Genomic DNA, 25,577 nt, shown 5'->3' with positions numbered 1-25,577 from the left:
AACATTTTTTAAAAATTCATTTAAAACAATTTATGAATGCCGTTTTTGATTTGATAAATTTATACAAAAACAAAACTCAATAGACAAAACCAATTTACTAATATTAGATAACTTTTTTAAAGTTTTACTTTTAAAGTCGTATAATGGAAAGCCTTCCCATAAATAAAAAAATAGTTCTTTTTGACGGAGTTTGTAATCTCTGCAGTTCCGCGGTACAATTTATTATAAAACATGACCGAAAAGACATTTTTAGATTTGTCGCATTACAATCTGACTTAGGTATTTCCATTTGTAAACATCTGGGAATCAGTTTTTCAAAAATGGATAGCATTATTTTGTATGATCCTGGAACAGCTTATTTCTACAAATCTTCTGCGGTTATTGAAATAGCTAAAAATTTTGGCGGACTTTGGAAATTAATTCCAATTTTTAGAATCGTTCCAATTTTTATAAGTGACAGAATTTACAATTACGTTGCCAAAAACAGATACAATTGGTATGGCAAAAAAGAAAGTTGCATGATTCCTACTCCAGAGTTAAAAGCTAAATTTCTTTAAAAAATTCCAATTTTTTAAATTTCAAATTCCAACAGTAAAACTTCAATCTCCGCAATATTGTCATTTCGACGAAGGAGAAATCTTCGCAAGTAACTCTGTAACGAAAATCCAATCTTTGTGGAGCTTCTCGAGAAGATTTCTCCTTCGTCGAAATGACAAACTAGATGGTAAAATAAAAAATCCCAAACTCCGATAAATTTGGAATTTGGGATTTTTTATATTTGAAATTTCCAGATCTTTTTATCTGATCAATTTTCTGTATTTAATACGTTTTGGAGTTATATCATTACCAAGACGTTTCTTTTTGTTTTCTTCGTATTCTGTAAAACTTCCTTCAAAGAAATAAACTTCAGAATCTCCTTCAAAAGCTAGAATGTGTGTACAAATTCTATCTAAAAACCACCTGTCATGAGAAATAATCACAGCACAACCAGCAAAATTCTCCAAACCTTCTTCAAGAGCACGAAGTGTATTTACGTCAAGGTCGTTTGTAGGCTCATCCAGCAAAAGTACGTTTCCTTCTTCTTTCAGAGTCATAGCTAAGTGTAAACGGTTACGTTCCCCACCAGAAAGCATTGATACTTTTTTGTTTTGCTCGCCACCACCAAAATTGAAACGAGATAAGTAAGCTCTTGAGTTAACTTGCTTTCCTCCCATCATAATCAACTCCTGACCATCGGCAAAATTTTCCCAAATCGATTTGTTCGGATCAATGTTAGCGTGAGACTGATCTACGTAAGCAATTTTTACTGTTTCGCCAACTGTAAATTCACCGCTATCTGTAGCTTGTTCGCCCATAATCATTTTAAAAATAGTCGATTTACCAGCACCATTTGGTCCGATAATTCCAACAATACCAGCTTGTGGTAAAGTAAAATTCAAATTATCATATAATAATTTATCACCAAAAGCTTTGGCAACATTTTTAGCTTCAATAACATTTGTTCCTAAACGAGGACCATTTGGAATGTAGATTTCTAATTTCTCATCCAATTGTTTTTGATCTTCATTCAATAATTTGTCGTAGTTCTGTAAACGCGCTTTTTGTTTAGTCTGACGACCTTTTGCACCTTGACGGACCCACTCCAACTCACGCTCTAAAGTTTTTCTACGTTTAGAAGCCACTTTTTCTTCTTGAGCCAAACGGTTTGATTTTTGATCCAACCAAGAAGAATAGTTTCCTTTCCATGGAATACCTTCTCCTCTATCCAATTCAAGAATCCAACCAGCCACATTATCAAGGAAATAACGGTCGTGCGTTACAGCAATTACAGTTCCCGAATATTGTGCTAAGTGCTGCTCTAACCATAAAACTGATTCAGCATCAAGGTGGTTGGTAGGCTCATCTAATAACAATACATCTGGCTGCTGCAATAACAAACGACATAAAGCTACACGACGACGCTCACCTCCAGAAAGGTTTTTAATTGGCGTATCACCTTCTGGCGTACGCAATGCATCCATTGCGATTTCTAATTTTGTATCGATTTCCCAAGCACCAAGAGCATCAATTTTGTCTTGTAATGCCGCTTGACGATCCATCAATTTATCCATTTTATCTGGATCTGAGTAATTTTCTTCAAGACCAAATAAATCATTAATTTTATTGTATTCCTCTAAAACGGCCATAGTTTCCGCCGCACCTTCACGCACAATTTCGATAACAGTTTTAGAATCATCAAGAATTGGTTCTTGTTCTAAATATCCTACACTATAACCTGGCTGAAAAACAACATCTCCCTGATAGTTTTTATCAACTCCAGCAATAATTTTTAAAAGTGAAGATTTTCCAGAACCGTTAAGACCTAAAATACCAATTTTTGCTCCGTAAAAGAAACTCAAATAAATATTTTTAAGAACTGGTTTGTCTGCTCCTTGATAGGTTTTACTCAATTTCTGCATTGAGAAAATTACTTTCTTATCGTCTGACATATTATGTTATTATTTTTTGTTTATTATTTATTGTTTATTGTTGAATCACTTGAATTTAAGTCCCTTGAACTCACAATTCCTTAAATAATTCATCATTGCTCCTATCTTATTTTTTTCTATTTCAGCCATTTCATTTAATTTCAAATGTTGCTCTTCTGAAATCAATTTTTTATCAAAAGCTCTGTAAGATTGTGATTTTACTTCTCCTGCTGAACCCTTTGCAATACTTAAAAATTGTAAAAATTCTCTATTCCCATTTCTTTCAAAACCTTCTGCAATATTATCCATTATCGATCCTGAACTTCGATCGATTTGATCTTTGAGTGAATAATTTGTTTTTAAAATTGTTGTTTGAATTAATAATTCAACATATTGGCATAATTCTCTGGCCTTTTGCCAAATCTCTAAATCTTCAAACTTATTTATTTTTGCCATAACAACAAACTACAAACTAAAAACTAAAAACTAAAAACTTAAACCCTGCCTTTCAAAGCATTGAATACCCAGGCATTTGCAAAAAAACCAACTCCAACAGCACCAAATCCCCAGCCTGAAACATCACTGTACCTAAAGATTCCAAGACCTATAAGCAACAATCCCATAAGCACCATTATTAAAGTAGCCCATCCTAAAATGGTATTTTTATTCATTCCCATAGTTTTATAAATATTTTAATGCAAGATTTTTAGAAAGGCAAATATCGTGAATTTTAATGGCTTAATTAAAAATTTTATACAGCATTTCTTTTAACAAATCTGATTGCGGTAAAGCGTTCGCTCCCATACCTTTACTCTTCACATCAATATCTCGTAAAGCACCAACAATCTGACTTACTTTTCGCATTGGATAATTTTTTACTGCCAAATCGTACTCTTTTAAAAAGAATGGATTTACACCAAGTACTGAAGCGACATTTTTTGGGTTTTTATCCTTTAAACCGTGATATTTTAAAAGCTGTACAAAAAAACCGAATACCAAACCTGTAGTCATAACCAAAGGATATTCTTTTGGATTGTGAGCAAAATTTTCTGCAATTTTATACGCTTTCAATTGGTTGCGTTCTCCAATAGCTTTTCTAAGTTCAAACACATTATAATCTTTACTAAAACCAATATTTTCCTCAATATGTTCTGCTGTAATCATTGTTCCTTGAGGTAAAATAATCTGCAGTTTTTCTAGTTCATTATTGATTTTACTTAAATCTGTTCCTAAAAATTCCACCAACATAGCATTGGCTTTTGGATCAATAGTATATTTTTTTCCAGCCAAAACACGTTTAATCCAATCTCCAACCTGATTTTCGTATAATTTTTTGCTTTCAAAGACAACACCTTTCTGTCCTAACAGTTTAGTGACTTTTTTACGTTTATCCAGCGTTTTATATTTATAGCAAAAAACCAAAACAGTAGTCTGCATCGGATTTTCAACATAGGATTCGATTTTGTCAATTGTTCTGGATAAATCTTGAGCTTCTTTCACTATAACAACCTGACGTTCAGCCATCATAGGATAGCGCTTGGCCGTTGAAACAATATCATCAACCGATACATCTCTTCCATATAAAACTGTCTGATTAAAACCTTTTTCTTCTTCAGCTAAAACATTCTCTTCAATATATTCCGATAATTTATCAATATAATAAGGTTCTTCACCCATTAAGAAATAAATCGGTTTAATATTTCCGGCTTTTATATCGTTAACAATTTTTACTACTTCGTCCATTCAATCTTTTTGTTTCAAGTTTAAAGTTTCAAGTTCTCGTTCCAAAACTTGAAACTTTAAACTTGAAACCTGAAACTATTTTATATTTTTGCTTTATGCTTAAACTTAATTTCCCTGCTTACAGTTTCCGATTCAAAAATAGCGAAAATAAAGTGTCTATTTTTGATGAAATCAGGAAAAAATTTATAATTCTTACGCCAGAAGAATGGGTTCGCCAACACGTTGTTCATTTTCTGATGCATGAAAAAAAATATCCCAAATCGCTTATTAACGTAGAGAAAGTTTTAACTGTCAACGGATTACGAAAACGATACGATGTCGTCGTATTTAATCCAGACGGTTCTATACATATATTAGTAGAATGTAAAGCACCAGAAGTTAAAATATCTCAGGCAACTTTTGATCAAATTGCTCGTTACAATATGACAATGCAGGCACGGTTTTTGAATGTGACAAACGGACTAAACCATTTTTATTGTCAAATGGATTTTGAAAACGAAAAATATGAGTTTTTGAGAAGCCTGCCTGACTATAAAGAAAACCATTTATAAAGAATAAATAATTAAGTACTTTTGGATAAAATAGCAGTTGTAATTTTAAATTGGAACGGAGTAAAATTGCTGGAGCAGTTTTTACCATCTGTTATTCAGTTTTCAGAAGGCGCAGCAATTTACGTTGCTGACAATGATTCTACGGATAATTCTGTTGCATTCGTTACAGAAAATTTCCCTACAGTAAAAATTGTAAAAAACTCAGGCAATCATGGTTTTGCAAAAGGCTATAATGATTCTCTAGAACATATTGATGCAGAAATATATGCATTGGTAAATTCAGATATTGAAGTTACAGAAAATTGGCTTCAACCTATTCTCGATACTTTCGAAAAAGAAAAACAAACAGCCATAATTCAGCCTAAAATTCTTGATTTTAAGAATAAAGAGTATTTTGAATACGCAGGAGCTGCCGGAGGTTTTATTGATAAATATGGTTTTCCTTTTTGCAGAGGAAGAATATTTGAGACAGTTGAAAAAGATAACGGACAATATAATGACAACATTGAATTGTTCTGGGCTTCGGGCGCTTGTTTCTTTATAAGAAAAAATGTTTATCACGAATTAGGCGGATTTGACGAAAGCTTCTTTGCGCATCAAGAGGAAATTGATCTATGCTGGAGAGCTGCTAACGAAGGACATATTATAAAGTATAATTTTCAATCTGTTGTTTACCATGTTGGCGGCGCAACATTACAGCAAGGAAATCCGAAGAAAACGTATTTAAATTTTAGAAACTCATTATTAATGATGGTCAAAAATCTGCCCAAAAGAGGATTGTTTTGGGTAATTTTCTTCCGTATGATTTTGGATGGAATTGCAGGTATCCGTTTTCTTACGCAGGGTAAAATCGGGCATACTTTTGCCATTTTAAAGGCACATTTTTCATTTTATTGCTTATCTTTAAAATATCTCAAAAAACGAAAAGATTTTCAGATTCAGCAATACTATATGGTAAAAAGCATCGTTTTCCTTTACTATATCAAGAAATTGACCTTATTTAAAGAAATCTTTAACAGTATTCAAAATATTAAAAACTAAATTTGTAATCAAGTCTAATTAAAATTAAATTTATGAGAAAAATAGTTATCGCACTATCAGTATTAATGGCACTGACATCATGTGTTTCTAAAAAGAAATATGCTGAGTTGGAAGCTAAAAACAAAGAGACTCAAGATTTGTTAAACTCATGTACTGTAAAATTAAACACGTGCTTAGAAGAAAAAGCTGGATTGGCTGCAACAGCAGAGAGCTACAAACAACATAATCAAGATCTGATCAATAGTTCTAAAGATTTAACTATCTTAACTACTAAAGGTGCTGAAAACCTTGAAAAATCTCTTGAAAGTTTAAAAGAAAAAGATTTAAAAATTGCTAGACTTCAAGACGCTTTAACTAAAAAAGACAGTGTTACTTTAGCATTAGTTACAAGCTTGAAAGGCGCTGTAGGTATCAACGATCCAGACATCGAAATCAATGTTGAAAAAGGAGTTGTATTTATCTCTATCGCTGATAAATTATTATTCAAAAGCGGAAGCTACGACGTAAGTGACAAAGCTAAATCTGTATTAGCTAAAGTTGCTAAAGTTGTAAATGACAAACCTGATTTCGAGTGTATGGTTGAAGGTCACACAGATGATGTTCCTTACAAAAGCAACGGAATTATCTTAGACAACTGGGATTTAAGTGTTAAACGTTCTACTTCTATCGTTCGTGTTTTAACAAACGATCTTGGTGTTAACCCAGCTAAATTAATTGCTGCTGGTAGAAGTTCTTACGTACCATTAGTTGCTAATGATTCTGCTGAGAACAAAGCGCGTAACAGAAGAACTCGTATCGTAGTTATGCCAAAAATCGATCAATTCTATGATATGATTGAAAAAGAAATGAAAAAACAAGCAAAATAGTTCTTGTTTCACATACTATAAAAACAGAAAAAGCAGGTCTATTGACCTGCTTTTATGTATTCTTAATCTTTTTTTAATAACCAATTAAATACAATTAAGAATAGCATTATTATTAAGTAACTAACTAAATTTTAACATAATAAAGTTACTCATTATTTTTTTACTATTATACTTTTAGTGTATTTTTTTACAAAATATCAATATCTCCCTTACCTTCTCTTACTATAACCGGCTCATGTTCAGAAAGATCAATAATAGTTGATCCCACATTATCTCCGTAACCACCATCGATTACCATATCAACCAGATGCTGCCATTTTTCAAAAATCAATTCTGGATCCGTAGTATATTCGATTACATCATCTTCATCACGAATAGAGGTTGAAACAACAGGATTTCCTAACTGGCGAACAATTTCTAATATGATATTATTATCAGGAACACGAATACCAACTGTCGTTTTCTTTTTAAACTCTTTTGGCAAGCTATTGTTTCCAGGCAAAATAAAAGTATAAGGCCCAGGAAGTGCTCTTTTTAAGATTTTAAAAGTAGATGTATTAATCTGACGCACATAATCGGATAAATTACTCAAATCATGGCAAATAAAAGAAAAATTGGCTTTCTCTAATTTCACTCCCTTTATTCTAGCAATTTTTTCCAACGCACGCGAATTGGTAATATCACAACCTAAACCATAAACAGTATCAGTTGGATAAATTACCAAACCACCATTCTGAAGCACTTTTACAACTTTGGCAATTGCAGCTTCACTAGGTTTGTCTGGGTATATTTTTATAAATTCTGCCATAATTTTTTAGTTTATTTTGTTTCATGTTCCAACTTTCAAATTACCTTACACAACCTGAAACCCGAAACGTGAAACAATAATTTTATCCTACGACATCTAATTTAGCAAATCTTAACAACAATTTCTTAATTCCGCCTACTTCAAATTTAATTTCTGCTTTTCTGTCTGCTCCTACGCCTTCAAGATTGATCACTTCACCTTTTCCAAAACGCTCGTGCATTACAACATTTCCAACAGTCAGTTTGCTGTCAAATAAATTCGAATTGCCATTACTTGGCGCATTTCCAGAAACCGGTTTAAGTTTTCTAATATTCAAATCTGGTTTCGGACTATTGTCTGTAACATGTTTTGGAGGAGTTCCGCCAACTGGCTTGCTTAGCCTTAATTTTGATTTATCAACATCTCCAAAAATGTCACCATCAATTGGTGATTTATAGCGATAACTAGTTTCTGCTGGCGTTAAATATTCCAAATACTGCCCATCTATCTCTTCAATAAAACGTGATGGTTCACTATCTGTAAGTTTTCCCCAGCGGTAACGAGATTGCGCATAAGTTAAATATGCTTGGTGCTCAGCTCTTGTTAAGGCTACATAAAATAAACGACGTTCTTCTTCCAATTCGCTTCTAGTACTCATACTCATGGCACTCGGAAACAAATCTTCTTCCATTCCCACTACAAAAACGTGTGGAAACTCTAATCCTTTTGCTAAGTGAATCGTCATCAAAGCCACTCGGTCTTCATCGTTCGTATCTTTATCCAAATCTGTTGCTAGAGCTACGTCTTCCATAAATTCAGAAAGTGCTCCTCTTGCACCGTCAATTTCTCGTTGACCTTCAGTAAAATCCTTAATACCGTTTAAAAGTTCTTCAATATTCTGAATTTTAGCCATTCCTTCAGGAGTAGCATCTTTCTTCAGTTCCTGAACTAATCCTGTTTTTTTAGCAACGTGATCTGTCAAATAAAAAGCATCCTGATTCTGATCAATAACCTGAAAACTCTGAATCATCGTTACAAAATCCTTCAGTTTATTCTTCGTACCGGCATTCAGCTTCAAATCGATTTTATCAATATTCACCATCACTTCCCAAATCGAACGTTTGTAATGATTAGCCGCAATAGTCAATTTTTCAATAGTGGTATCTCCAATTCCACGAGCTGGATAATTAATAACACGAATCAAAGCCTCTTCGTCTTTCGGATTTAGAACCAAACGCAAATAACATAAAACGTCTTTAATCTCTTTACGCTGATAGAAAGATAATCCTCCATAAATTCTATATGGAATATCACGCTTTCTCAACGCGTCCTCCATCGCACGCGATTGTGCATTAGTACGATACAATATGGCAAAAGATCCGTTATGAAGTTGGTTTTGCATTTTATGTTCAAAAATCGTACTGGCAACAAAACGCCCCTCTTCAGCATCGGTCAAACTTCTATGAACCTTAATTTTTGGTCCAAATTCATTAGCTGTCCAAACCACTTTATCTAGTTTCGTTTTGTTGTGATCCATAACCGTATTGGCAGCTTCCACAATATTTCTTGTTGAACGGTAATTTTGCTCCAGACGAAACATCACAACACCTTCGTAATCTTTCTGGAAGTTTAGGATATTATTGATATTCGCACCACGGAAAGCATAAATACTCTGTGCATCATCTCCAACCACACAAATATTCTGAAACTTATCAGACAAAGCTCTTACAATCAAATACTGAGAGTGATTTGTATCTTGGTACTCATCAACCAGAATATAGCGGAAACGATTTTGATATTTTGCTAGAACCTCAGGGAAACGAGTCAGTAATTCATTAGTTTTCAATAACAAATCATCAAAATCCATTGCGCCGGCTTTGAAACAGCGCTCCACATATTGCTGATAAATTTCTCCCAATCGAGGTTTTTTAGACATCGCATCAGCCTCCATTAATTCTGGATTGTTGAAATACGCTTTTACTGTAATCAAACTGTTCTTATAACTTGATATACGTCCTAAAACCTGTTTTGGTTTATAAATATCACGATCCAACTGCATTTCTTTGATAATCGAAGAAATCAATCGCGCCGAATCCTGAGAATCGTAAATGGTAAAATTAGAAGGATATCCTAAAAGTTCAGATTCCGCACGAAGAATACGCGCAAATATTGAGTGAAACGTTCCCATCCAAAGATTTTTTGCCTCAGATGCTCCCACAATATCTGCAATTCTATGCTTCATTTCTCTTGCCGCCTTGTTGGTAAAAGTAAGCGACAGAATATTGAATGCATCAATTCCCTGATGCATCAAATAAGCAATTCTAATTGTTAAAACACGGGTTTTTCCCGAACCTGCACCAGCAATAATAATCATTGGCCCGTCTTTCTTTAGAACAGGCGCTCTCTGCGCTTCGTTGAGCTGGTCAATATATTTCTGCATGTAATTTTCTCCTTTTAGGCAAAAATAAGAATTAATACTTTAAATAGCTACTAAGATACTGAGGTTCTAAGATGCTAAGTTTTTGTTTAGACAAAAGAGAGAAAACTCAGCAACTTAGCATCTTAGAATCTTAGTAACTCATTTAAAAAACACATCGTAAGCAAATCGAATCAATGTTCCAACAACCACAATCAAAAAGAAAATTCTAATAAATCCGTTGCCTTTATTGATCGCTAGTTTTGCTCCGAGCCATCCGCCAAGTCCGTTGCTGATTGCCATTGGAATTGCGATTGCCCAAATGATCTTTCCTTTTATCATAAATAAACAAATCGAACCGAAATTGGTTGCCAGATTTACCATTTTAGCATTCGCGGAAGCGTGAAGAAAATCGAAACCTAGAAGTGCAATAAAAGCCACAACAAAAAAACTTCCTGTTCCTGGACCAATAAATCCATCATAAAATCCGACAATCATACTAATAACAACAGCGTACATTATCTGCGTCGTCGCAGAATGATCTTTAGCAACATGTTGTCCGAAATTTTTCTTGGCATAAGTATAAATGAATAGTAATGACAAAACAACCAATAAAAGCGGTTTCATAAAATCATTACTAACAAGCGTTAAAACAGTTGATCCTAAAAAAGCCGAAAGAACAGCCAGACACATCATTATAATTAACAATTTCCATTGAATAACAACTTTCTTCAAATATTGAAAAGCAGCAAAAGCAGTTCCGCTAAAAGCTGGAATTTTTAATGTACCGACTACGGTCGAAACTGGAAGATTTGGCAATAAAATTAGTCCCATTGGTGTTTGGATTAATCCGCCACCGCCGACAATTGCATCAATAAAACCAGCCGCAAAAGCTGCCAAACAAAGAAAAAGTATTATATATGAATCCATTAAAAAGATATTTCGGTCTCAGTAAAAAACAAGTTGCAAAAATACATCTTCCTTTTTGTTTATTGCCATAAATTTAAAGTTGATTTTTGATCAAAAAGTATATTTTTGCTTAAAAATTATTCCAATGGATTTCAACAAAATAATAGAACTTGCGAGTTATACTTTACCAGCCTTAGTTACAGGAGTTGTAGCGTATCGTTTCTTTGAATTACACATTAAAAACAATGACAGAAAACGTGCTTTTTTATTAAACAAACAAGCTCACAAAGAGTCTCTTCCTGTGCGTTTGCAAGCATACGAACGTATGACTTTATTTTTAGAACGTATTAATTTGACAAAATTGTTAATTAGAATTGCTCCTATTTCGCAAAACAAAAATGATTACGAAAATTACTTAATTGACCTAATTGAGCAGGAATTCGAACATAATTTAACTCAGCAAATATATATGTCCGAAGAATGTTGGACAATCATTACAACCGCAAAAAATGCTACAATCCAAATGATTCGTAAAGCTGCTATGAGCGATAAAGTGGACAATGCCGATAAACTCCGCGAAGTAATCTTAAATGATTTATTGGAAAAACAATCGCCAAGTAACGCTGCTTTAAGTTTTATTAAATCTGAAGTTGCAGAACTTTGGTATTAATAATATTTTAGAATTCAGATTTTAGACTTTAGATTTTAGACTTTAGACTTTAGATTTTAGACTTTAGATTTTAGACTTTAGATTTTATATTAAAACTTTGTAATTTATCACTTATTATGACAAGAATTGGCATTTCTAGCAATACTGCAATTCCATGTTTTCAGGTTATTAGATCTAAAGGGTATTCTATATCTTCAAAAATTTATTTCATTGAAGATATAATAGAAGACGCAACATATGAATTTATTGCCGAAAAAGATGGAAATGAATTTGTTGCTGATAATTTAGAAGAAGTATTAGGATTAATAACGATGTGGGAACATCGTGGGAACACTAATAACAATATTGATTGGCGCGCAAATCATGATGAGCATTTAGAATATAGGAAAGTTTTAGATAATTCAAAGATTTTTGATAAAAATGGTAATGAAGTTAATGAAGATGAATTATAAATTCATCTTCATCTAAATCAATATTTTATTATCACTCATAACCTCAGACTTATTCTGAGCATATTCATAACCTTGCTCCCACCATTCTTTCATTACCTCTTTATTAAAAATCAAGGCATTATCGGTTAATTTTATTGGAGTGTAATATAAGTTCAATTTCACATTCTTATTGTTTGCCATAAGTTTTCCTATAGCAATGTCGTGTTTTTCTACCTGATCTAAAGCAATTCGGAACAAATCGATCATTAATGAAAATGGATTTTTACCAATTACTGTTTTTGTTGTATTTACCTCTGTCTCAAGTACGATTACATCAATTTCTGTTGCTCCTCTGTTAATTGCTTCACGAATTGGAACTAAGCTTGAAAATCCGCCATCACCATATTCGCAATTGTTTTTTTCAACCAAACTCATAAAAGGAACATAATTACTCGATATCCAAGACCATTCGCAAAACTCTTCATAACTACAGTCTTTCACCGATTTATACTCAGATTCGTTTTTAGTAAAATTGGTCACCGTAACAATAACGTCGGTTTTAAGCTTTTTAAGTTTATTAAAATCTGAAAGTGAAAAATTATTTTGGATATACTTTTTCAATCCTTTGCTTTCTCCAAAAGTACGTTTCCCTTTAAAAAACTGACGCAATACATTAAGGTGATTAATGGTCACAATATCAACGCCATCCTTATTCTTTACTACAAACGGACAAATATTAAAAATACTTGACATCGTTACATTGGTATAAACAGAATGAATTTTTTTTATATGACCGAGAGCTAAATGCGGAATCAATAAACTTCCTGTAGAAGTTCCTATAAACAAATCGTATTCATGTTTTTTCTCTTCTATTAAATACTGGGCAACACCACCGGCAAAAGCGCCTTTACTGCCACCTCCTGAAATAACCAATGCTCTCATAAATTGTAATGTAGGTTTTATTTTTGGGATATTTTTTTGGACTCAATAAGAGGAAAGAAGCAAGAAGCAAGATTATTTTTAAATCCTTTTCTGTGAATCTTGCTTCTTGCTTCTTTCCTCTTTTCACTCTAATTTACTCTTTCAATAAACGATTCAATTGGAATTGCTCATCGGGTGTCAAATTAGGTAAAATTCTATTAAAAGAAGCACGCATTTCAGGATTTTTTAACAGGAGCCTTATCGTATCTCTTCCAAATTTCGAAAACTGCCACATATGGTGCGTAGTAGCGCCAACTAAATTACTCAAAACGTGATCGTTAATAATTTTAAAAGCGATCAGTTTTTCTAGAGCATTTTGTCTAGTTGTCGCTTCATATTTTGTTGATGAAAATGCAATCAGTTCATTTGCTAGAGAATCGGTATCGCTACTGTAATTTGGCGTCGACAAAGCAAGAGAAAGCCATAAAGTCCTCAAATTATAATCGTTGAAGCCAATCCAACTTTTAGATTTATCCAAGTATTCTGTTCTATGATCTGGAAAGTTTCGCCACAGCCAATAAAGTGCTATTTCTTGTGTTTGATATGATTTATCATCCAAAAGCGTTTCATAATTTGCTCTAAAATCTTCAGGAATTTTAGTTAGAGATCCTGCCAGATTTTGACGGACTCTGATGTTATTAGTCTGCAATGCCAAAAGCAGAAGAGCTTTTTTGTCTTCGTATTTCTCATTTTCCAATTGATCAACAACGGCTTCTTTTACTGATTGATATACATCAGACTCTAAAGTAGATTTCAAAATATCTTTTTTCTCTGCAATAGGTGTTTTTTTCAGTTTATCGATTTCAAGCCGCTTTTGAATCGCTTTGTTTTTGCTCAATAATGCATTTGCCATTGGCGTATCAAAAACTGTCGATTCTAACCAAGTTTTCTGAAACTTCTCTAGATCAAAATCGGAAACTTTTTTAATTTCATCAAAGAAATTCTGTGTGTTTACAGTTTGATAAGCATATTTATTCAGATAGCTTTTAATTGCTTTTTTAAATGCTTTATCGCCAATTGATTCGTGCAGAACAAACAATGCCCAAGCGCCTTTTTCGTAAAACGTAAGCGAACTTGCTTTTGCATTTAAAACAGGAATTGTGTCCGTTCGAGACGCAAACTTTATTTGTTGCGCTGTGTCGTATAATTTAGAGTAAAAATAATCTTCTCCATAAATGTCTTTTTCAGCAAGCAACGCAAAATAAGTGGCAAAACCTTCTTGAAGCCAATGATGCGTACTGCTTTCGGCGGTAATAAGATCTCCAAACCAATGATGCGCTAATTCATGAGCGTCTACATTGGTATAATTTCGATCACAAAAACCAGTTGAATCTACGACATAACGGGTCGCAAAAAGAGTCGAAGTGGTATTTTCCATTCCTGCATACAAAAAGTCTCTAACTGGAATTTGTCTGTTGATTTTCCAAGGGTATTTTACACCGATTTCTTTTTCAAGGAAATCAAAAATGCGTTTCGAATAACGATACGTTGGCTCAAAACGGTCTGCATCTTTTGGTTCGTAATAATATTCTAAAGAAATTCTACTCTTAGATTTAAATTCTTTTTTATCAAATTTCCCAATAGCCAGCATCAATAAATACGAACTCATTGGTTTTTCCATTTCAAACTGCCAATGATTCAGATTTCCATTTGCTGTTTTTGCTTTTAAAACTCCGTTAGAAACTACCTGATACTCTTTGTCAAAAGAAATCCCTAAATTGAAAATCAATTTTTTATTTACATCGTCAAAACTCGGAAACCAATTGCTTGTATATCTGCCCTGCCCTTGTGTCCAGATTTGCACTTCGTCATTGCCCATATCTACAAAGTACAAAGCTTGTTTTGGTTTTGCTGTGTAATTGAATGTCAAATGATTTTGCCCTTTTTTAAACGGAAAAACCAATTTTAATTCTTTATTGGTATTAACAAACGTAATTTCGTTTTCATTGACTTTTACATTCGAAAATGACATGTTTTTAGCGTCAAGCGAAATTGTATCGGTATCCTGCAATACCTCAAATTGAAAATCGACAGTTCCAGAAATCAATTTATCTTTTGGGTTTATAGACAATTGCCCCGAAACCGATTTAAAATCAACGTATTGAGTTTGCTGAGCAAATAGAAAAGTGGTGAATAATAGAAAAATGTATTTCATTGAAACAATTTTGAAGGCGAAATCCCAAAGTTACAAAGGTTTCCTTTACAAATAGAATGAAATTTGTATGTTTACAGTATTAAAATGCCAAATCGTGTCTGAACCTCAAAAAGCCTTATTTAACTGGAGCAGCGGAAAAGATTCTGCTCTCGCTTTGTACAAAACACTCCAAAATACTGATTTTAAAATCGAATGTTTATTGACAAGCGTAAACCAGCAATATCAAAGAATTTCGATGCACGGAATCCGTGTTGAATTACTGCACGAACAAGCGCAGAGCATCGGAATTCCGTTAAAAATTCTAGAAGTACCCGAAATGCCGACAATGGAAGTTTACGAAAAAGTGATGACTGAAACGTTAACCGAACTAAAGCAAAATGGCATAACGCATTCTATTTTTGGAGATATTTTTTTGGAAGATTTGCGTCAGTACCGCGAGAATCAATTGGCAAAAATCGGATTAACAGGTGTTTTTCCGATTTGGAAAATACCAACACAGAATCTAATTCAAGAATTTATTTCATTGGGTTTCAAAACAATTGTGGTTTGTGTAAACGAAAAATATCTCGATAAAAGTTTTGTAGGCAGAATTATCAATCAAGATTTTATAAATGATTTGCCTGAAAATGTTGATGTCTGCGGTGAAAATGGTGAATTTCATACTTTTACTTTTGATGGACCAATATTCTCTAAACCTATTGATTTTGAAATTGGAGAGATTGTTTATAGAAAATATGAAAAACCAGCAAAACAAGATTCATCCAATACAGCTTGCGATACTAATGATGACACAGCTTTTGATTTTGGATTCTGGTATTGTGATTTAATTAAAAGGTAATGAAGTTTTTCTTTAAATTAGTTTTACTAATCCTTGTGTCTTTTTCTCTTCAAAGCTGTTTGGTCAGCAGATGCAGGAGACCTCAAATAACGGGATACATTTATGATGCAGAAACGAAACGGCCTATTGAAAATTGTAAAGTTGGCGAGACTTTAACTCAGTCAAACGGTTCTTTTTCATTAAAAGAAAAACGCTATCGCCAATTTACTTTCTTTGGTTTTGAAGCGCCTACTTTGTCTGTAAATGAACCTATACAAAAAGAAGGTTACGAACCTCAAAACATTCAATTTATGCAGCCTTTTGGCGGTGGAATGAAAAAAGGAGCTTTTCATAGTGCAGATACTATTTACATCAAGAAAAACATTTTAAAAACAAACTGACATGGATTTAAAAGAAAATGAGGAAGTAAAAAAAGTAATATTCTTTTTGAGGGAAATTGGAATTGATATTGTCGAAAAAGAGCTTGGAGAAACTTTTTTGCCTGGATTGGATTTAGGTCCTGACTGCATTTATATTGATTACAATAAATTATTATATCCTGGCGATATTCTGCATGAAGCCGGGCATCTTGCTGTAACGATTCCATCTGAGAGAAAACTAGTTGGAACCGTAGAAATCTCTAAAGATTGGCCAACTCAAGGCGACGAAATTGCGGCGATTTTATGGTCTTATGCGGCTTTAAACTATTTAAAGCTTTCACCTGAATTCGTATTCCATCCAAATGGTTATAAAGGTAGTTCTGAATGGTTTATTTCAAATTTTACTTCAGAAAATTATATGGGTTTGCCTCTTTTGGAATGGATGGGAATGTGTCTTGGAAAAGAAAAAGCTGAAAAAGAACAAAAAATGCCTTTTCCAGCTATGCAAAAATGGATTCGAGAATGACATTAAGTCGATTGATCGTCAAAAGTTTTCAAGAACCATTTATTATCTTTTAATTCAAAAATATAATCAATATAAATTCCGTTATCGAGTCCGCGCTGTTCAAGAGTGACTTTATTTTTCTTTACTAACAATGTGCGTTTTAAATATTTTTCATCACCTTTATTATTGAGATGAAGAACTTTATACCCTTCTTTAGCCATTGTGTAATCTGTCAATTCAAAATCATCATTGTTTGCTTTGTACTTTAGCGGAAAAATAACTCTGCTAACTTGAAATTTAGCATCTGCATTGAATTTCTTAAAAAACTCATTAAAATCTTCTGAAGTTGCTTTTGAGGTTTGAGCCAGAGTTACTGAGCTTAGTCCTAAAAGGAACATCATAAAAAAAAACTTTTTCATTACTCATTATACATTTTAAGCAAGTTCGTAACCGTATTCCAGTTGCGAATTGTTGCTGTTACATTTAGTTTTTTCTCGATATATTTTTGGTCAAAACGAGTTTTTCCAGCGCCAACAGCATATTTAATAAATATTCTATTTTCATCAATGCTGGCTTCGTCTGGCTTGAATTGGCTTATTTTTAAATCGTTTATACTTTCCTTTTTCAAATTCATTGAAACAAAAGCAACATAAAGTTTTTTCATATCAATGTCTTTTTCTTTTAAGAACGGATTATTGGCAAAACACGATTCCAAGTTTTCTTTGGTAATCATCACTACAGGAACTTCATGACCGAAAACTTTAAAGATTTCCTGTTTAATCATAAAACCAACTTTTGAAGCTTCTTCTTCGCTATCCACAAAAACATTTCCAGATTGCAAATACGTTCGTACATTTTGAAAGCCAAGATTCTCCAACATTGCTTTCAAAGCTTCCATTTTCATCATATTATGCCCAGAAACGTTGATTCCGCGTAAAAGTGCTAAATGTGTTTTCATTCTTTTAATTTTTTTCAAAGATAAAAAACACTATTCATCTTCCTCGCTAATTTCAATGCCAAACTTTACTAAAAAGTCGTTAAACTTTTGTTTATATTTTGTCTGTGCTTCTTCTACAATTTCATCTGCTTCTTCGTTAGAATCTATTGCATCCAAATTAAACTCTTCTTTCACCCATTCGCGAAACTCCTCCTTATTTTCACTTTCTTCGTAATATTCTTCGTCTTGATAAAAATAAGCTTTATCAAAATCAACAGAAATTTCGGTATCCAATGTTAGAAGCTGAATCAGTTTTTGAGTGTTTTCTGCTACGATGTGAACTCCGCCTTCATCTCCAAAAACAACAATTGGGCAATTATTCAAATCTTTATCAACAATCCAATAGGCATAAGAGCTTCCTGAACCGTTTGCGCCTGCAAATTCGATAAAGCTGTTATAGAATTCTTCCTCTTCAGACCAAGTTTTTATACCCGTTTTATCATCAGTTATGGTAAGCCCAAAACATTCTGAATACGTTTCTACGCCATATTTCTGCTCAAAATCAAATAGCTTTACTAAATCTTCTGGTAGTTTATAATTGCCAAACTGAGAAGCATATTCTTCCAATGAAAATCTATTATTGTAATCCGAAAATTCTGTTTCATCTTCTTCGTCGTTATCCTCAACAACTTCAGCTGTCAATATTTCAAAAGTTCTCATGACAGCATTTTTTACACAGAAAAGTTCAATTCCTGGAGCATTTTCGTCATTCATCCATTGGTATTTTGGATCTCCGTTTTCGTCAAGATATTCCAAAATAAGCATAATTTCTTGGTCTTCATGACACCATAAAGCGCGCATTCTGATGCCAAAACCATTCGAAATTTCTTCAGAAATCTGGCTGTATTTTTTTCCTTCATAATCAAACGGAATAAACAAATAAGTTGTTCCTGAGATATGTCTAACGATTTTTCCGTTTTCTTTCTGTTCTTCAGTTTCAGACAGAACTTCGACCATATTAATAAACTGATTTCGGAAATCAGCATACATATATTTGTCCTTTTTGTCGTAATCTAAAATTGAAAGACCTTCTTTAAAAACATCTAAATAATTATTGCCTAATATTTCTTCGTTATAATCTGTATTTTCGACAAAAGAATCTTCTACAATATCAGATAATTTATGCGTTGAAGGAAGATAATTTTCAACAGTTATGATAGATCCGTCAGTATCTTGAACATTGCTGCAAATTAGAATGTCAGGTCTGTTGGCACTGATAATTGCCTGAACATCTGTAAAACGCTCAAAATGAAATAGCATATCATCACTATAAACCAGCCACGCCGTAAGATCTCCTTTTACAAAAAGTTCTCCGTGATTGTATTCTCCAGCAAGTGTATCGCATTGCAGACCACCACCCAAATAATGCACACTTCCAAATAAGTTAATATTTACTGTTGTAGTTTTTCCTAAAACGATTAAAGCCGGAGAATTATCGGTATCATAAGAACTGATAAGCTTGGTAACCGTTAGATTTCCTTTAAAAATAAAGCCTAGAATAAAAATATCTGGATGTTCTTCGGTGCTGAAATCCATTTCAAATAAATCCATTTCTACGTCGTCTTCAGCTAATAGAAATATGGGATTCTCTTCATAATCAGGAAAACGCCAAGTGTCTTCAAAAACATTGTAGATTTTCTGATTCTTGAAATCGGTAAGATCTCCAATGATATTATGCGCTTCATGTCGGTTAATTACTTTGAATGTAATGCCAGAAAATACCACTGTTTCAAAAGGAACTTTTTCTTCTTTAATCATAATTTGAGGCTTATAATTTGAATGTTTGAACAAATCTAGTAATTATCTTTTTTATTAAAACAATACTGACGTTAAATAAAAAACCCCGTCAGGAAACTAACGGAGTTTGACAAGTTGTAATATTAAATTTTAATTTAATTTCGTAAATACGAAACTGGCATCACATGCACGAGCATCATCTATTAATTTTGCCGACTTGTCCAGAGTAAAACTTTCTATCAAACCACCTCCACAGCTCGAAATAAATGAATTGTCCTTTTTCTCTTTATAAGTTAATACAAAACGAGTAAGATTATCTTTGGTTATAATCTCAAAAGTTCCTGTCAGCGTTACATTGATATTTTCATATACTCTGGTTTTTGAAAATGTATTATCCTTATTAAAAATATAAGAATACTGATTTGAAGAAGGATGATCATTCTTAGGTTCATTATACTGCACCCATTTTCCATAATAATCTGTAATAGCTGTATCTGCCTTATTGTTTGAATCGTCATTTGAGCAAGAAATTAAAGAAGCAAACATTACAATTAAAAGTCCAATTTTTTTCATTTTTAAAGTTTTTGATGGTTAACTATTATTATTAAGATTTTACTTTCTTAAAATGGTTGCGTCTGCATTTAACTATTTAACGATAAGTTAATATTCAAATAGTTGAAAACGATAATTCATTTTCAAAATTCCCAATTAAAATTTATCTTCGCTTTCTAAAAAGAGAAAAGAATATAGAACAAAGAGAAAAGACAAACATTATCTTTTTCTTTCTTCTTGCCCCTTTTAATCTTGCTTCAAAAAAAATCTAAATCTTCGAATGTCTAATAATCTTCTCGAAACTCCAATTGAATACTTAAAAGGTGTTGGTCCCAGTCGTGGTCAGCTTCTTCGTAAGGAATTGGGCATTCATAAATATGGAGATTTAGTTAATCTTTTTCCAAATCGATATATTGATAGAACGCGTTATTATAAGATTAACGAATTGCAGAATACGGGTTCTGAAGTTCAGATTATCGGTAAAATAATCAACATTAAAACCGTTGAATTTGCTAAAAACAAAAAACGCCTTGTGGCTAGTTTTGTTGATGACACAGGACAAATTGATTTAAATTGGTTTCAAGGTCATAAATGGATCCGCGAAAGTTTAAAGATCAATGAACCCTTAGTAATTTTTGGAAAATGTTCGCTTTACGGAAGTCAATTCAGCATGGCACATCCTGAAATTGAATTGCTTAGCGAACACGAGAGAAGTTTACGCTCGGCTATGCAGCCTGTTTATCCTTCGACAGAAGCTTTAGCAAACAAAGGCATTTCGAATCGTACGATTAATAAATTAATGGAACAGCTTTTTTTGGAAACACAAGCGCTGTTTACCGAAACTTTTCCTCCATTCTTGATCGAAGAATTAAAGCTGATTCCGAAACGTGCGGCATTATTCAATATTCATTTTCCGAAAAGCGCTGAGATTTTAGCGAAAGCGCAATTCAGACTGAAATTTGAAGAATTATTCTTTATTCAGCTACAGTTAATTACAAAAAATCTTATTCGAAAACATAAAATAAAAGGGCATCCATTTGATAAAGTGGGCGAACTTTTTAATGAATTTTATAAAAATCACCTTCCTTTTGATTTAACGAATGCTCAAAAAAGAGTAATCAAAGAAATCAGAACCGATATGGGAAGTAACGCCCAAATGAATCGTTTACTTCAAGGTGACGTAGGTTCTGGAAAAACGATTGTAGCATTTATGAGCATGCTTTTGGCTATTGACAATGGTTTTCAGGCTTGTTTGATGGCACCGACAGAAATCTTGGCCAATCAGCATTTTTTGGGTTTGTCGGAATTTGCCAAAACATTAAATATTAATATTCGAATATTAACGGGTTCTACAAAAACTTCTGAAAGAAAAATTATCCATGACGAATTGGAGAGCGGAGAACTTAAAATTCTCATTGGAACTCATGCTTTACTGGAAGATAAAGTGCAGTTTCAGAATTTAGGTTTGGCTGTGATTGATGAACAGCATCGTTTTGGCGTGGAGCAAAGATCGAAGTTGTGGAAGAAAAATGATATTCCGCCACACGTTTTGGTTATGACCGCCACTCCTATTCCGAGAACATTGGCAATGAGTTTATATGGTGATTTGGATATTTCGGTTATTGATGAATTACCGCCAGGAAGGAAACCGATTCAAACTGTACATCGCTATGACACAAATCGCTTGAAAGTTTGGAAATTTCTTCGAGACGAAATTGCAAAAGGAAGACAGATTTATATTGTATATCCGCTGATTCAGGAATCTGAAAAAATGGATTATAAGGATTTGATGGATGGTTACGAAAGCATTTCTCGTGATTTTCCATTGCCTCAATATTCTATTTCGATACTTCACGGAAAAATGAAACCTGCAGATAAAGATGCAGAAATGAAGCGTTTCTCTGAAGGAAAAACCAATATCATGGTTGCTACAACCGTAATTGAAGTTGGTGTAAACGTGCCAAATGCCAGTGTAATGATTATAGAAAGTGCCGAAAGATTTGGTCTTTCGCAATTGCACCAGCTGCGCGGACGCGTGGGGCGTGGTGCAGAACAAAGCTATTGCATCTTAATGACTGGCCATAAATTAAGTTCTGATAGTAAAACCAGAATGGAAACCATGGTACAAACCAATGACGGTTTTGAAATTGCCGAAGTAGATTTAAAACTCCGAGGTCCAGGAGACATGATGGGTACACAGCAAAGTGGTGTATTACACCTCCAAATTGCAGATATTGTAAAAGACAGGGAAATTCTTTCATTGGCAAGAAATTATGCCATGAAAATCTTAAGAGAAGATTCAGCTCTTCAAAAACCTGAGCATGCTGTTTTAAGAAATATCTTCATTGAGTTAACTAAGAAAAAGAATATTTGGAATTATATTAGCTAGATTCTAAGATCCTTAAAAAGAAAGGTTCAAAGGTTAATAATCAACCTTTGAACCTTTCCACTTTTAAAAAAGCTTAACATCTTAGAAACTTAGCATCTTTTAAAAAAAATACTTCATTGAATTCTAATATTCATGTGATTTAGTTTTGCTGGGGGACAAATTTTAGTTGGGGTCGAATATTTTTTTTAGAAACAATGAAGTATATAGTTGATTATTTCTTTTTTACATCATTCTTTTTTCAAAAAGCCCGCTGAACAAACCTTTGCTTATTTTGTTTTTATCGTCTTTACCTGTTGCGATTAAATGATCGATATATTCCATGTAAGTTTTCTTTCTTTCTTCTAGAAAACCTACCAAATACTCTTCTGAAGCGTGCATACCACTGGTTTCTTCAATCTGCAAAAGTTTCTTGTACAAAGGCTCTATAAATTTTACAATGATATCGTTCGGAACCGATTTTCGTGTACAAAAGAAACCTACAATCTCACCATCGGTATCTGCTACAATTTTAAAATCGGTTACAACCCAGTAATAACGGCCTGTTTTAGCCATGTTCTTTATGATGACATGGATATTTTCGCTAGACTTAATGCTATCCCACAAGAATTTAAAAATAACCTTAGGCATATCTGGATGGCGAATTATGTTATGCGGCTGACCCACAAGTTCAAATTCATCATAACCAGAAACATCTATAAAGTCTTCATTCGCGTATAAAATGGTTCCCTTTTTATCAGTTTTACTTAGCAGTACTTTATTTTTATTCCAGTCCACTTCTCTATCAGAAGGTGTAGGACGGTGTAATCTGGTATCCATAAATTTTACATTTAAATTAATTTACAATTCAATAAGCGTATAAAATGAATCCTTAAACCTTCAATTTGACTCGATCTCCAAGACAAGCAGAATATTCCTGATTTTACGAAAAACTGCTTCTAGCTCATTTTCCAGCCATTCTGGAATCTGATTATTGACAGCAAGGTTCAGATTACGAATATCATTCACGATCTGAATAAGCTTTTTATACTGAAAATCAATATTGTACACATTAGAATTATTTCGATAGTCTTTGAAAATTTCTCTGACTTCCATTTCAAACTCAGACTGAGCGCTAATTTTTTCAATTGAATTTAATGTGATACTTTCGTTTAAAAAATCATCAATAATTTTTTTAAGATTGTGCAGCGTAGGTACTGCTGTAGGCAAATCATGCTTAAACATATAGCAGGTTTAAAAATTAATATTATCTTATTTTTGGGGAAAAATTGATTCCAATTTTAATCGGAAGATAAAATTTTAATTTCTGCTGTTTGTAGATTTTACATGTATGTCATTGACTAAATCATCAATTTTCTTTGCACTTTCTCTCATCATTTCAAGATAACTAAGCAATTTGTCGTTATCTGTATGCCCTTTTGAAACATCAATTAGTTTTAAAACAGAATTTACAGGCAGTTTTAAATCTAAAGTTGTTCTATGAATAAAATCATTATAATCTTTTGTAGCTGACATTGAACTGTATTTTGCAGAAGCCAGTTTCATGTTTTCCAATTCATATTCATCTGAAATTTTTGAGATATGATTTTCACTGTGTTCTTTAAAATAATATGCCCAATAGCCGTTCATAAAAAATACTACAGCAGCCAAAATAGTATGAATAATTAGGGTTTCAAGATCAAAATTTACCTGAGAAAAGTAAACCTGAAATCCGTTGGCATCATTATAAATATAGTTTTGAAGATAAGCTAATCCAGCATGATGTAGAACAACAAGTAAAGTAAGCGGAATTTGAAGTTTCCAGTTCTGATAAATAATCAAGATTGTACTCGCTATAAATACAGTAAAATGCATTTCGAACATGCCATGCATCTGATAGATGTATTGTGCCATAAAAATAGCTAAGACAACTGATAAAACGTACTGGTAAAATTTAGAGTTTTTCATAAAAAATTTTGCCGAGTAGTACAACAAAAGATTTAGCGTTCCAACACCAACGCCAATTTCAAAAGTATCGTATTTAAAAGACAGTCCGATACCCAGAAGAAAATATACTGCAAGTACATAATTAATAATCGTATCTGATTTTTGTGTCATTGTAGACATAAAACTGTGCAGATAATCTTGTTCGTTTAAGCTAGCTTTTGTTTTCATAGGTTTTAGTTTTTGGGTTTTTGGAAAAATAGTTATTTAGTACATTTTGGTAATGAACATCCGTAAGCTCTGAGAGCCAAAGCGTTAAAAGACGGATTGTCTTTTCGGCTTAAAAGAGAATCTATCGCCATTTGAGCATAATTGCTCTGCAAATCGGTGCAATATCTGGTTTTATTGTAATTGCCCCTGTAATACAAATTATGCGACTGATCTAACAAAACTGCCTGAGGTGTCGAAATTACGCCACAATTTTTAGCAATCGATTCATCAAAATAAACAGGAATTTTAGCATCAAATTTTTCTTGAATTTCATCTATGGTAAAACTCTTCTTTTTGTTTAACACCACGATTTTAAAATTGATCTGATCTCCGTATTTTTTTATCAAACTTTTTACATGTGGTACATTGAATCGCGAACAGGGACATTCGGGATTAAAAAAATGTATGAAGATGGGTTTATTATCAAAAGCACAACATGGACCAAGTTCTACTTTAGATCCCATTGCTATTGCATGATAGTTCTTTGGTATGGGAGTTGGAAGACTGTATTTAAACTCATTCTGCCAAAACAGATAACCAATTGCAAGAAGTAAAAATGTAAACCATAAACCGAGAAGTAATTTTTTCTTCATAAATTATTTTTTTTAACATTATTCAACAACAAAGAATAAACACTTGTTAATATAATTATTCATTATATATAATCAAAAACCAAAAAAAACAACTTCTATATACGTATTTTAACATAAAAACGAAACGCAACCGTTAGCTTTTATGTTAAACTTTTTCATTTTGTTTAACATATCAATGTTACAAATAAAATCGATAAAGTGCAAAAAAAATCAGACAAATTGTGTAAAAATTCTTGCATCGCAGAAACAGCCTGCCTTTAGAGAATATACCAAAACATACTTTTACTAAAGTTTTATTTATTTCCGCTAAAAAATTAACTTTTAATTAAACCTTTTTGTTCACATACAGTCTAAATGCAAACCTTTGTACATACAAATGTTAAATAAAAGCTAACGGCT

General features: G+C 32.9%; 27 protein-coding genes. 10 read left to right on the top strand and 17 right to left on the bottom strand.

Annotation, left to right across the window (positions count from 1 at the left end; genetic code table 11):
- Nucleotides 1-143 precede the first annotated feature (143 nt).
- A complete protein-coding gene (locus ACNRYB_RS15480) occupies nt 144-557 on the top strand; it encodes a thiol-disulfide oxidoreductase DCC family protein (protein ID WP_473727827.1) in 414 nt (137 codons plus the stop codon).
- A gap of 240 nt (nt 558-797) precedes the next feature.
- Here ACNRYB_RS15480 and ettA read toward each other — a convergent pair whose 3' ends face one another.
- The 4 genes from ettA to holA all read right to left on the bottom strand — a co-directional run bounded on the left by ettA (nt 798) and on the right by holA (nt 4,211).
- On the bottom strand, nt 798-2,489 hold the full coding sequence (ettA, locus tag ACNRYB_RS15475) for an energy-dependent translational throttle protein EttA (protein ID WP_473727826.1): 1,692 nt from the start codon (nt 2,487-2,489) through the stop codon (nt 798-800).
- A 45-nt stretch (nt 2,490-2,534) separates the two neighbouring features.
- Entirely contained in the window at nt 2,535-2,924 is a 390-nt protein-coding gene (locus ACNRYB_RS15470) for a four helix bundle protein (RefSeq protein ID WP_473727825.1), read from the bottom strand.
- A 38-nt stretch (nt 2,925-2,962) separates the two neighbouring features.
- Nucleotides 2,963-3,145: a CAL67264 family membrane protein gene (locus ACNRYB_RS15465; protein WP_008464023.1), complete on the bottom strand. Its 183-nt coding sequence runs from the start codon at nt 3,143-3,145 to the stop codon at nt 2,963-2,965.
- Nucleotides 3,146-3,206: 61 nt separating this feature from the next.
- On the bottom strand, nt 3,207-4,211 hold the full coding sequence (holA, locus tag ACNRYB_RS15460) for a DNA polymerase III subunit delta (RefSeq protein ID WP_473727824.1): 1,005 nt from the start codon (nt 4,209-4,211) through the stop codon (nt 3,207-3,209).
- A 95-nt stretch (nt 4,212-4,306) separates the two neighbouring features.
- Between holA and ACNRYB_RS15455 the strand changes: the two genes are divergently transcribed.
- Genes ACNRYB_RS15455 through ACNRYB_RS15445 form a run of 3 tightly spaced genes read left to right on the top strand, consistent with a single transcriptional unit; the run spans nt 4,307 to nt 6,669 of the window.
- The gene (locus ACNRYB_RS15455; protein WP_473727823.1) at nt 4,307-4,762 is read left to right on the top strand and encodes a type I restriction enzyme HsdR N-terminal domain-containing protein; all 456 of its coding nucleotides are present in this window, start codon (nt 4,307-4,309) and stop codon (nt 4,760-4,762) included.
- A 21-nt stretch (nt 4,763-4,783) separates the two neighbouring features.
- The gene (locus tag ACNRYB_RS15450; protein WP_473727822.1) at nt 4,784-5,803 is read left to right on the top strand and encodes a glycosyltransferase; all 1,020 of its coding nucleotides are present in this window, start codon (nt 4,784-4,786) and stop codon (nt 5,801-5,803) included.
- Between the two features lie 32 nt (nt 5,804-5,835).
- Complete coding sequence (locus tag ACNRYB_RS15445) at nt 5,836-6,669, top strand: OmpA/MotB family protein (protein WP_111369233.1); 834 nt, start codon at nt 5,836-5,838, stop codon at nt 6,667-6,669.
- 187 nt (nt 6,670-6,856) lie between these two features.
- Here ACNRYB_RS15445 and ACNRYB_RS15440 read toward each other — a convergent pair whose 3' ends face one another.
- The 3 genes from ACNRYB_RS15440 to ACNRYB_RS15430 all read right to left on the bottom strand — a co-directional run bounded on the left by ACNRYB_RS15440 (nt 6,857) and on the right by ACNRYB_RS15430 (nt 10,802).
- Nucleotides 6,857-7,477 carry an L-threonylcarbamoyladenylate synthase gene (locus ACNRYB_RS15440; RefSeq protein ID WP_473727821.1) on the bottom strand — a complete coding sequence of 207 codons (621 nt, stop codon included), beginning with the start codon at nt 7,475-7,477 and terminating at the stop codon, nt 6,857-6,859.
- An 82-nt stretch (nt 7,478-7,559) separates the two neighbouring features.
- A complete protein-coding gene (locus tag ACNRYB_RS15435; RefSeq protein ID WP_473727820.1) occupies nt 7,560-9,896 on the bottom strand; it encodes an ATP-dependent helicase in 2,337 nt (778 codons plus the stop codon).
- Between the two features lie 138 nt (nt 9,897-10,034).
- Nucleotides 10,035-10,802 (bottom strand): sulfite exporter TauE/SafE family protein, encoded by a 768-nt coding sequence (locus ACNRYB_RS15430; protein WP_473727819.1) that lies wholly within the window; start codon nt 10,800-10,802, stop codon nt 10,035-10,037.
- 124 nt (nt 10,803-10,926) lie between these two features.
- Between ACNRYB_RS15430 and ACNRYB_RS15425 the strand changes: the two genes are divergently transcribed.
- Both ACNRYB_RS15425 and ACNRYB_RS15420 read left to right on the top strand, forming a co-directional pair.
- A complete protein-coding gene (locus tag ACNRYB_RS15425; protein WP_129748821.1) occupies nt 10,927-11,451 on the top strand; it encodes a DUF7935 family protein in 525 nt (174 codons plus the stop codon).
- Between the two features lie 116 nt (nt 11,452-11,567).
- Nucleotides 11,568-11,903 carry a hypothetical protein gene (locus ACNRYB_RS15420; protein ID WP_129748820.1) on the top strand — a complete coding sequence of 112 codons (336 nt, stop codon included), beginning with the start codon at nt 11,568-11,570 and terminating at the stop codon, nt 11,901-11,903.
- A gap of 12 nt (nt 11,904-11,915) precedes the next feature.
- Here the strand turns inward: ACNRYB_RS15420 and ACNRYB_RS15415 are convergent, their stop codons facing one another.
- Both ACNRYB_RS15415 and ACNRYB_RS15410 read right to left on the bottom strand, forming a co-directional pair.
- Complete coding sequence (locus ACNRYB_RS15415) at nt 11,916-12,824, bottom strand: patatin-like phospholipase family protein (RefSeq protein ID WP_129748819.1); 909 nt, start codon at nt 12,822-12,824, stop codon at nt 11,916-11,918.
- A gap of 133 nt (nt 12,825-12,957) precedes the next feature.
- A complete protein-coding gene (locus ACNRYB_RS15410) occupies nt 12,958-15,018 on the bottom strand; it encodes a M1 family metallopeptidase (protein ID WP_473727818.1) in 2,061 nt (686 codons plus the stop codon).
- 67 nt (nt 15,019-15,085) lie between these two features.
- On the opposite strand from ACNRYB_RS15410, the gene ACNRYB_RS15405 reads away from it, so the two are divergent.
- From ACNRYB_RS15405 to ACNRYB_RS15395, 3 genes are read left to right on the top strand one after another with little or no spacing between them, the layout of a single operon-like run.
- Nucleotides 15,086-15,856 carry a Dph6-related ATP pyrophosphatase gene (locus ACNRYB_RS15405; protein ID WP_473727817.1) on the top strand — a complete coding sequence of 257 codons (771 nt, stop codon included), beginning with the start codon at nt 15,086-15,088 and terminating at the stop codon, nt 15,854-15,856.
- Nucleotides 15,856-16,236: a hypothetical protein gene (locus ACNRYB_RS15400; RefSeq protein ID WP_473727816.1), complete on the top strand. Its 381-nt coding sequence runs from the start codon at nt 15,856-15,858 to the stop codon at nt 16,234-16,236. The genes ACNRYB_RS15405 and ACNRYB_RS15400 overlap by 1 nt, the downstream gene beginning before the upstream one ends.
- Before the next feature lies 1 nt (nt 16,237).
- Nucleotides 16,238-16,741 carry a hypothetical protein gene (locus tag ACNRYB_RS15395; RefSeq protein ID WP_473727815.1) on the top strand — a complete coding sequence of 168 codons (504 nt, stop codon included), beginning with the start codon at nt 16,238-16,240 and terminating at the stop codon, nt 16,739-16,741.
- A 2-nt stretch (nt 16,742-16,743) separates the two neighbouring features.
- On the opposite strand, the gene ACNRYB_RS15390 is transcribed toward ACNRYB_RS15395, so the two are convergent.
- From ACNRYB_RS15390 to ACNRYB_RS15375, 4 genes are all read right to left on the bottom strand, one after another.
- Nucleotides 16,744-17,139 carry a DUF4348 domain-containing protein gene (locus ACNRYB_RS15390; protein WP_343706431.1) on the bottom strand — a complete coding sequence of 132 codons (396 nt, stop codon included), beginning with the start codon at nt 17,137-17,139 and terminating at the stop codon, nt 16,744-16,746.
- Entirely contained in the window at nt 17,139-17,678 is a 540-nt protein-coding gene (locus tag ACNRYB_RS15385) for a DUF1697 domain-containing protein (RefSeq protein WP_008463998.1), read from the bottom strand. Before ACNRYB_RS15385 ends, ACNRYB_RS15390 begins: the two co-directional genes overlap by 1 nt.
- Before the next feature lie 30 nt (nt 17,679-17,708).
- Entirely contained in the window at nt 17,709-19,475 is a 1,767-nt protein-coding gene (locus ACNRYB_RS15380; protein WP_473727814.1) for a hypothetical protein, read from the bottom strand.
- A gap of 129 nt (nt 19,476-19,604) precedes the next feature.
- Nucleotides 19,605-20,027 (bottom strand): hypothetical protein, encoded by a 423-nt coding sequence (locus ACNRYB_RS15375; protein ID WP_129748812.1) that lies wholly within the window; start codon nt 20,025-20,027, stop codon nt 19,605-19,607.
- A 259-nt stretch (nt 20,028-20,286) separates the two neighbouring features.
- Between ACNRYB_RS15375 and recG the strand changes: the two genes are divergently transcribed.
- Nucleotides 20,287-22,395, top strand: a complete 2,109-nt coding sequence (gene recG, locus ACNRYB_RS15370) for an ATP-dependent DNA helicase RecG (RefSeq protein ID WP_473727813.1) — start codon at nt 20,287-20,289, stop codon at nt 22,393-22,395.
- A 222-nt stretch (nt 22,396-22,617) separates the two neighbouring features.
- Here the strand turns inward: recG and ACNRYB_RS15365 are convergent, their stop codons facing one another.
- The 4 genes from ACNRYB_RS15365 to ACNRYB_RS15350 form a co-directional block, all read right to left on the bottom strand.
- A complete protein-coding gene (locus tag ACNRYB_RS15365; RefSeq protein WP_473727812.1) occupies nt 22,618-23,211 on the bottom strand; it encodes a PAS domain-containing protein in 594 nt (197 codons plus the stop codon).
- Between the two features lie 60 nt (nt 23,212-23,271).
- Nucleotides 23,272-23,616 (bottom strand): hypothetical protein, encoded by a 345-nt coding sequence (locus tag ACNRYB_RS15360; protein ID WP_473727811.1) that lies wholly within the window; start codon nt 23,614-23,616, stop codon nt 23,272-23,274.
- Nucleotides 23,617-23,691: 75 nt separating this feature from the next.
- Nucleotides 23,692-24,546, bottom strand: a complete 855-nt coding sequence (locus ACNRYB_RS15355; RefSeq protein ID WP_129748808.1) for a histidine kinase — start codon at nt 24,544-24,546, stop codon at nt 23,692-23,694.
- Between the two features lie 32 nt (nt 24,547-24,578).
- A complete protein-coding gene (locus ACNRYB_RS15350; RefSeq protein WP_473727810.1) occupies nt 24,579-25,178 on the bottom strand; it encodes a DUF6436 domain-containing protein in 600 nt (199 codons plus the stop codon).
- Between the last annotated feature and the right edge of the window lie 399 nt (nt 25,179-25,577).

The sequence above is a fragment of the Flavobacterium sp. CR10 genome (genome assembly GCF_055814415.1).
Note: the sequence above shows the minus strand (reverse complement) of the source record. Positions and strands in the feature narration are given on the sequence as shown.

Bases quoted from the DNA above. Each gene is read 5' to 3' on its own strand.
- ACNRYB_RS15480 (WP_473727827.1), top strand. From the start codon at position 144: ATGGAAAGCCTTCCCATAAATAAAAAAATAGTTCTTTTTGACGGAGTT.
- ettA (WP_473727826.1), bottom strand. From the start codon at position 2,489: ATGTCAGACGATAAGAAAGTAATTTTCTCAATGCAGAAATTGAGTAAA.
- ACNRYB_RS15470 (WP_473727825.1), bottom strand. From the start codon at position 2,924: ATGGCAAAAATAAATAAGTTTGAAGATTTAGAGATTTGGCAAAAGGCC.
- ACNRYB_RS15465 (WP_008464023.1), bottom strand. From the start codon at position 3,145: ATGGGAATGAATAAAAATACCATTTTAGGATGGGCTACTTTAATAATG.
- holA (WP_473727824.1), bottom strand. From the start codon at position 4,211: ATGGACGAAGTAGTAAAAATTGTTAACGATATAAAAGCCGGAAATATT.
- ACNRYB_RS15455 (WP_473727823.1), top strand. From the start codon at position 4,307: ATGCTTAAACTTAATTTCCCTGCTTACAGTTTCCGATTCAAAAATAGC.
- ACNRYB_RS15445 (WP_111369233.1), top strand. From the start codon at position 5,836: ATGAGAAAAATAGTTATCGCACTATCAGTATTAATGGCACTGACATCA.
- ACNRYB_RS15440 (WP_473727821.1), bottom strand. From the start codon at position 7,477: ATGGCAGAATTTATAAAAATATACCCAGACAAACCTAGTGAAGCTGCA.
- ACNRYB_RS15435 (WP_473727820.1), bottom strand. From the start codon at position 9,896: ATGCAGAAATATATTGACCAGCTCAACGAAGCGCAGAGAGCGCCTGTT.
- ACNRYB_RS15430 (WP_473727819.1), bottom strand. From the start codon at position 10,802: ATGGATTCATATATAATACTTTTTCTTTGTTTGGCAGCTTTTGCGGCT.
- ACNRYB_RS15425 (WP_129748821.1), top strand. From the start codon at position 10,927: ATGGATTTCAACAAAATAATAGAACTTGCGAGTTATACTTTACCAGCC.
- ACNRYB_RS15420 (WP_129748820.1), top strand. From the start codon at position 11,568: ATGACAAGAATTGGCATTTCTAGCAATACTGCAATTCCATGTTTTCAG.
- ACNRYB_RS15415 (WP_129748819.1), bottom strand. From the start codon at position 12,824: ATGAGAGCATTGGTTATTTCAGGAGGTGGCAGTAAAGGCGCTTTTGCC.
- ACNRYB_RS15410 (WP_473727818.1), bottom strand. From the start codon at position 15,018: ATGAAATACATTTTTCTATTATTCACCACTTTTCTATTTGCTCAGCAA.
- ACNRYB_RS15405 (WP_473727817.1), top strand. From the start codon at position 15,086: ATGTTTACAGTATTAAAATGCCAAATCGTGTCTGAACCTCAAAAAGCC.
- ACNRYB_RS15400 (WP_473727816.1), top strand. From the start codon at position 15,856: ATGAAGTTTTTCTTTAAATTAGTTTTACTAATCCTTGTGTCTTTTTCT.
- ACNRYB_RS15395 (WP_473727815.1), top strand. From the start codon at position 16,238: ATGGATTTAAAAGAAAATGAGGAAGTAAAAAAAGTAATATTCTTTTTG.
- ACNRYB_RS15390 (WP_343706431.1), bottom strand. From the start codon at position 17,139: ATGAAAAAGTTTTTTTTTATGATGTTCCTTTTAGGACTAAGCTCAGTA.
- ACNRYB_RS15385 (WP_008463998.1), bottom strand. From the start codon at position 17,678: ATGAAAACACATTTAGCACTTTTACGCGGAATCAACGTTTCTGGGCAT.
- ACNRYB_RS15380 (WP_473727814.1), bottom strand. From the start codon at position 19,475: ATGATTAAAGAAGAAAAAGTTCCTTTTGAAACAGTGGTATTTTCTGGC.
- ACNRYB_RS15375 (WP_129748812.1), bottom strand. From the start codon at position 20,027: ATGAAAAAAATTGGACTTTTAATTGTAATGTTTGCTTCTTTAATTTCT.
- recG (WP_473727813.1), top strand. From the start codon at position 20,287: ATGTCTAATAATCTTCTCGAAACTCCAATTGAATACTTAAAAGGTGTT.
- ACNRYB_RS15365 (WP_473727812.1), bottom strand. From the start codon at position 23,211: ATGGATACCAGATTACACCGTCCTACACCTTCTGATAGAGAAGTGGAC.
- ACNRYB_RS15360 (WP_473727811.1), bottom strand. From the start codon at position 23,616: ATGTTTAAGCATGATTTGCCTACAGCAGTACCTACGCTGCACAATCTT.
- ACNRYB_RS15355 (WP_129748808.1), bottom strand. From the start codon at position 24,546: ATGAAAACAAAAGCTAGCTTAAACGAACAAGATTATCTGCACAGTTTT.
- ACNRYB_RS15350 (WP_473727810.1), bottom strand. From the start codon at position 25,178: ATGAAGAAAAAATTACTTCTCGGTTTATGGTTTACATTTTTACTTCTT.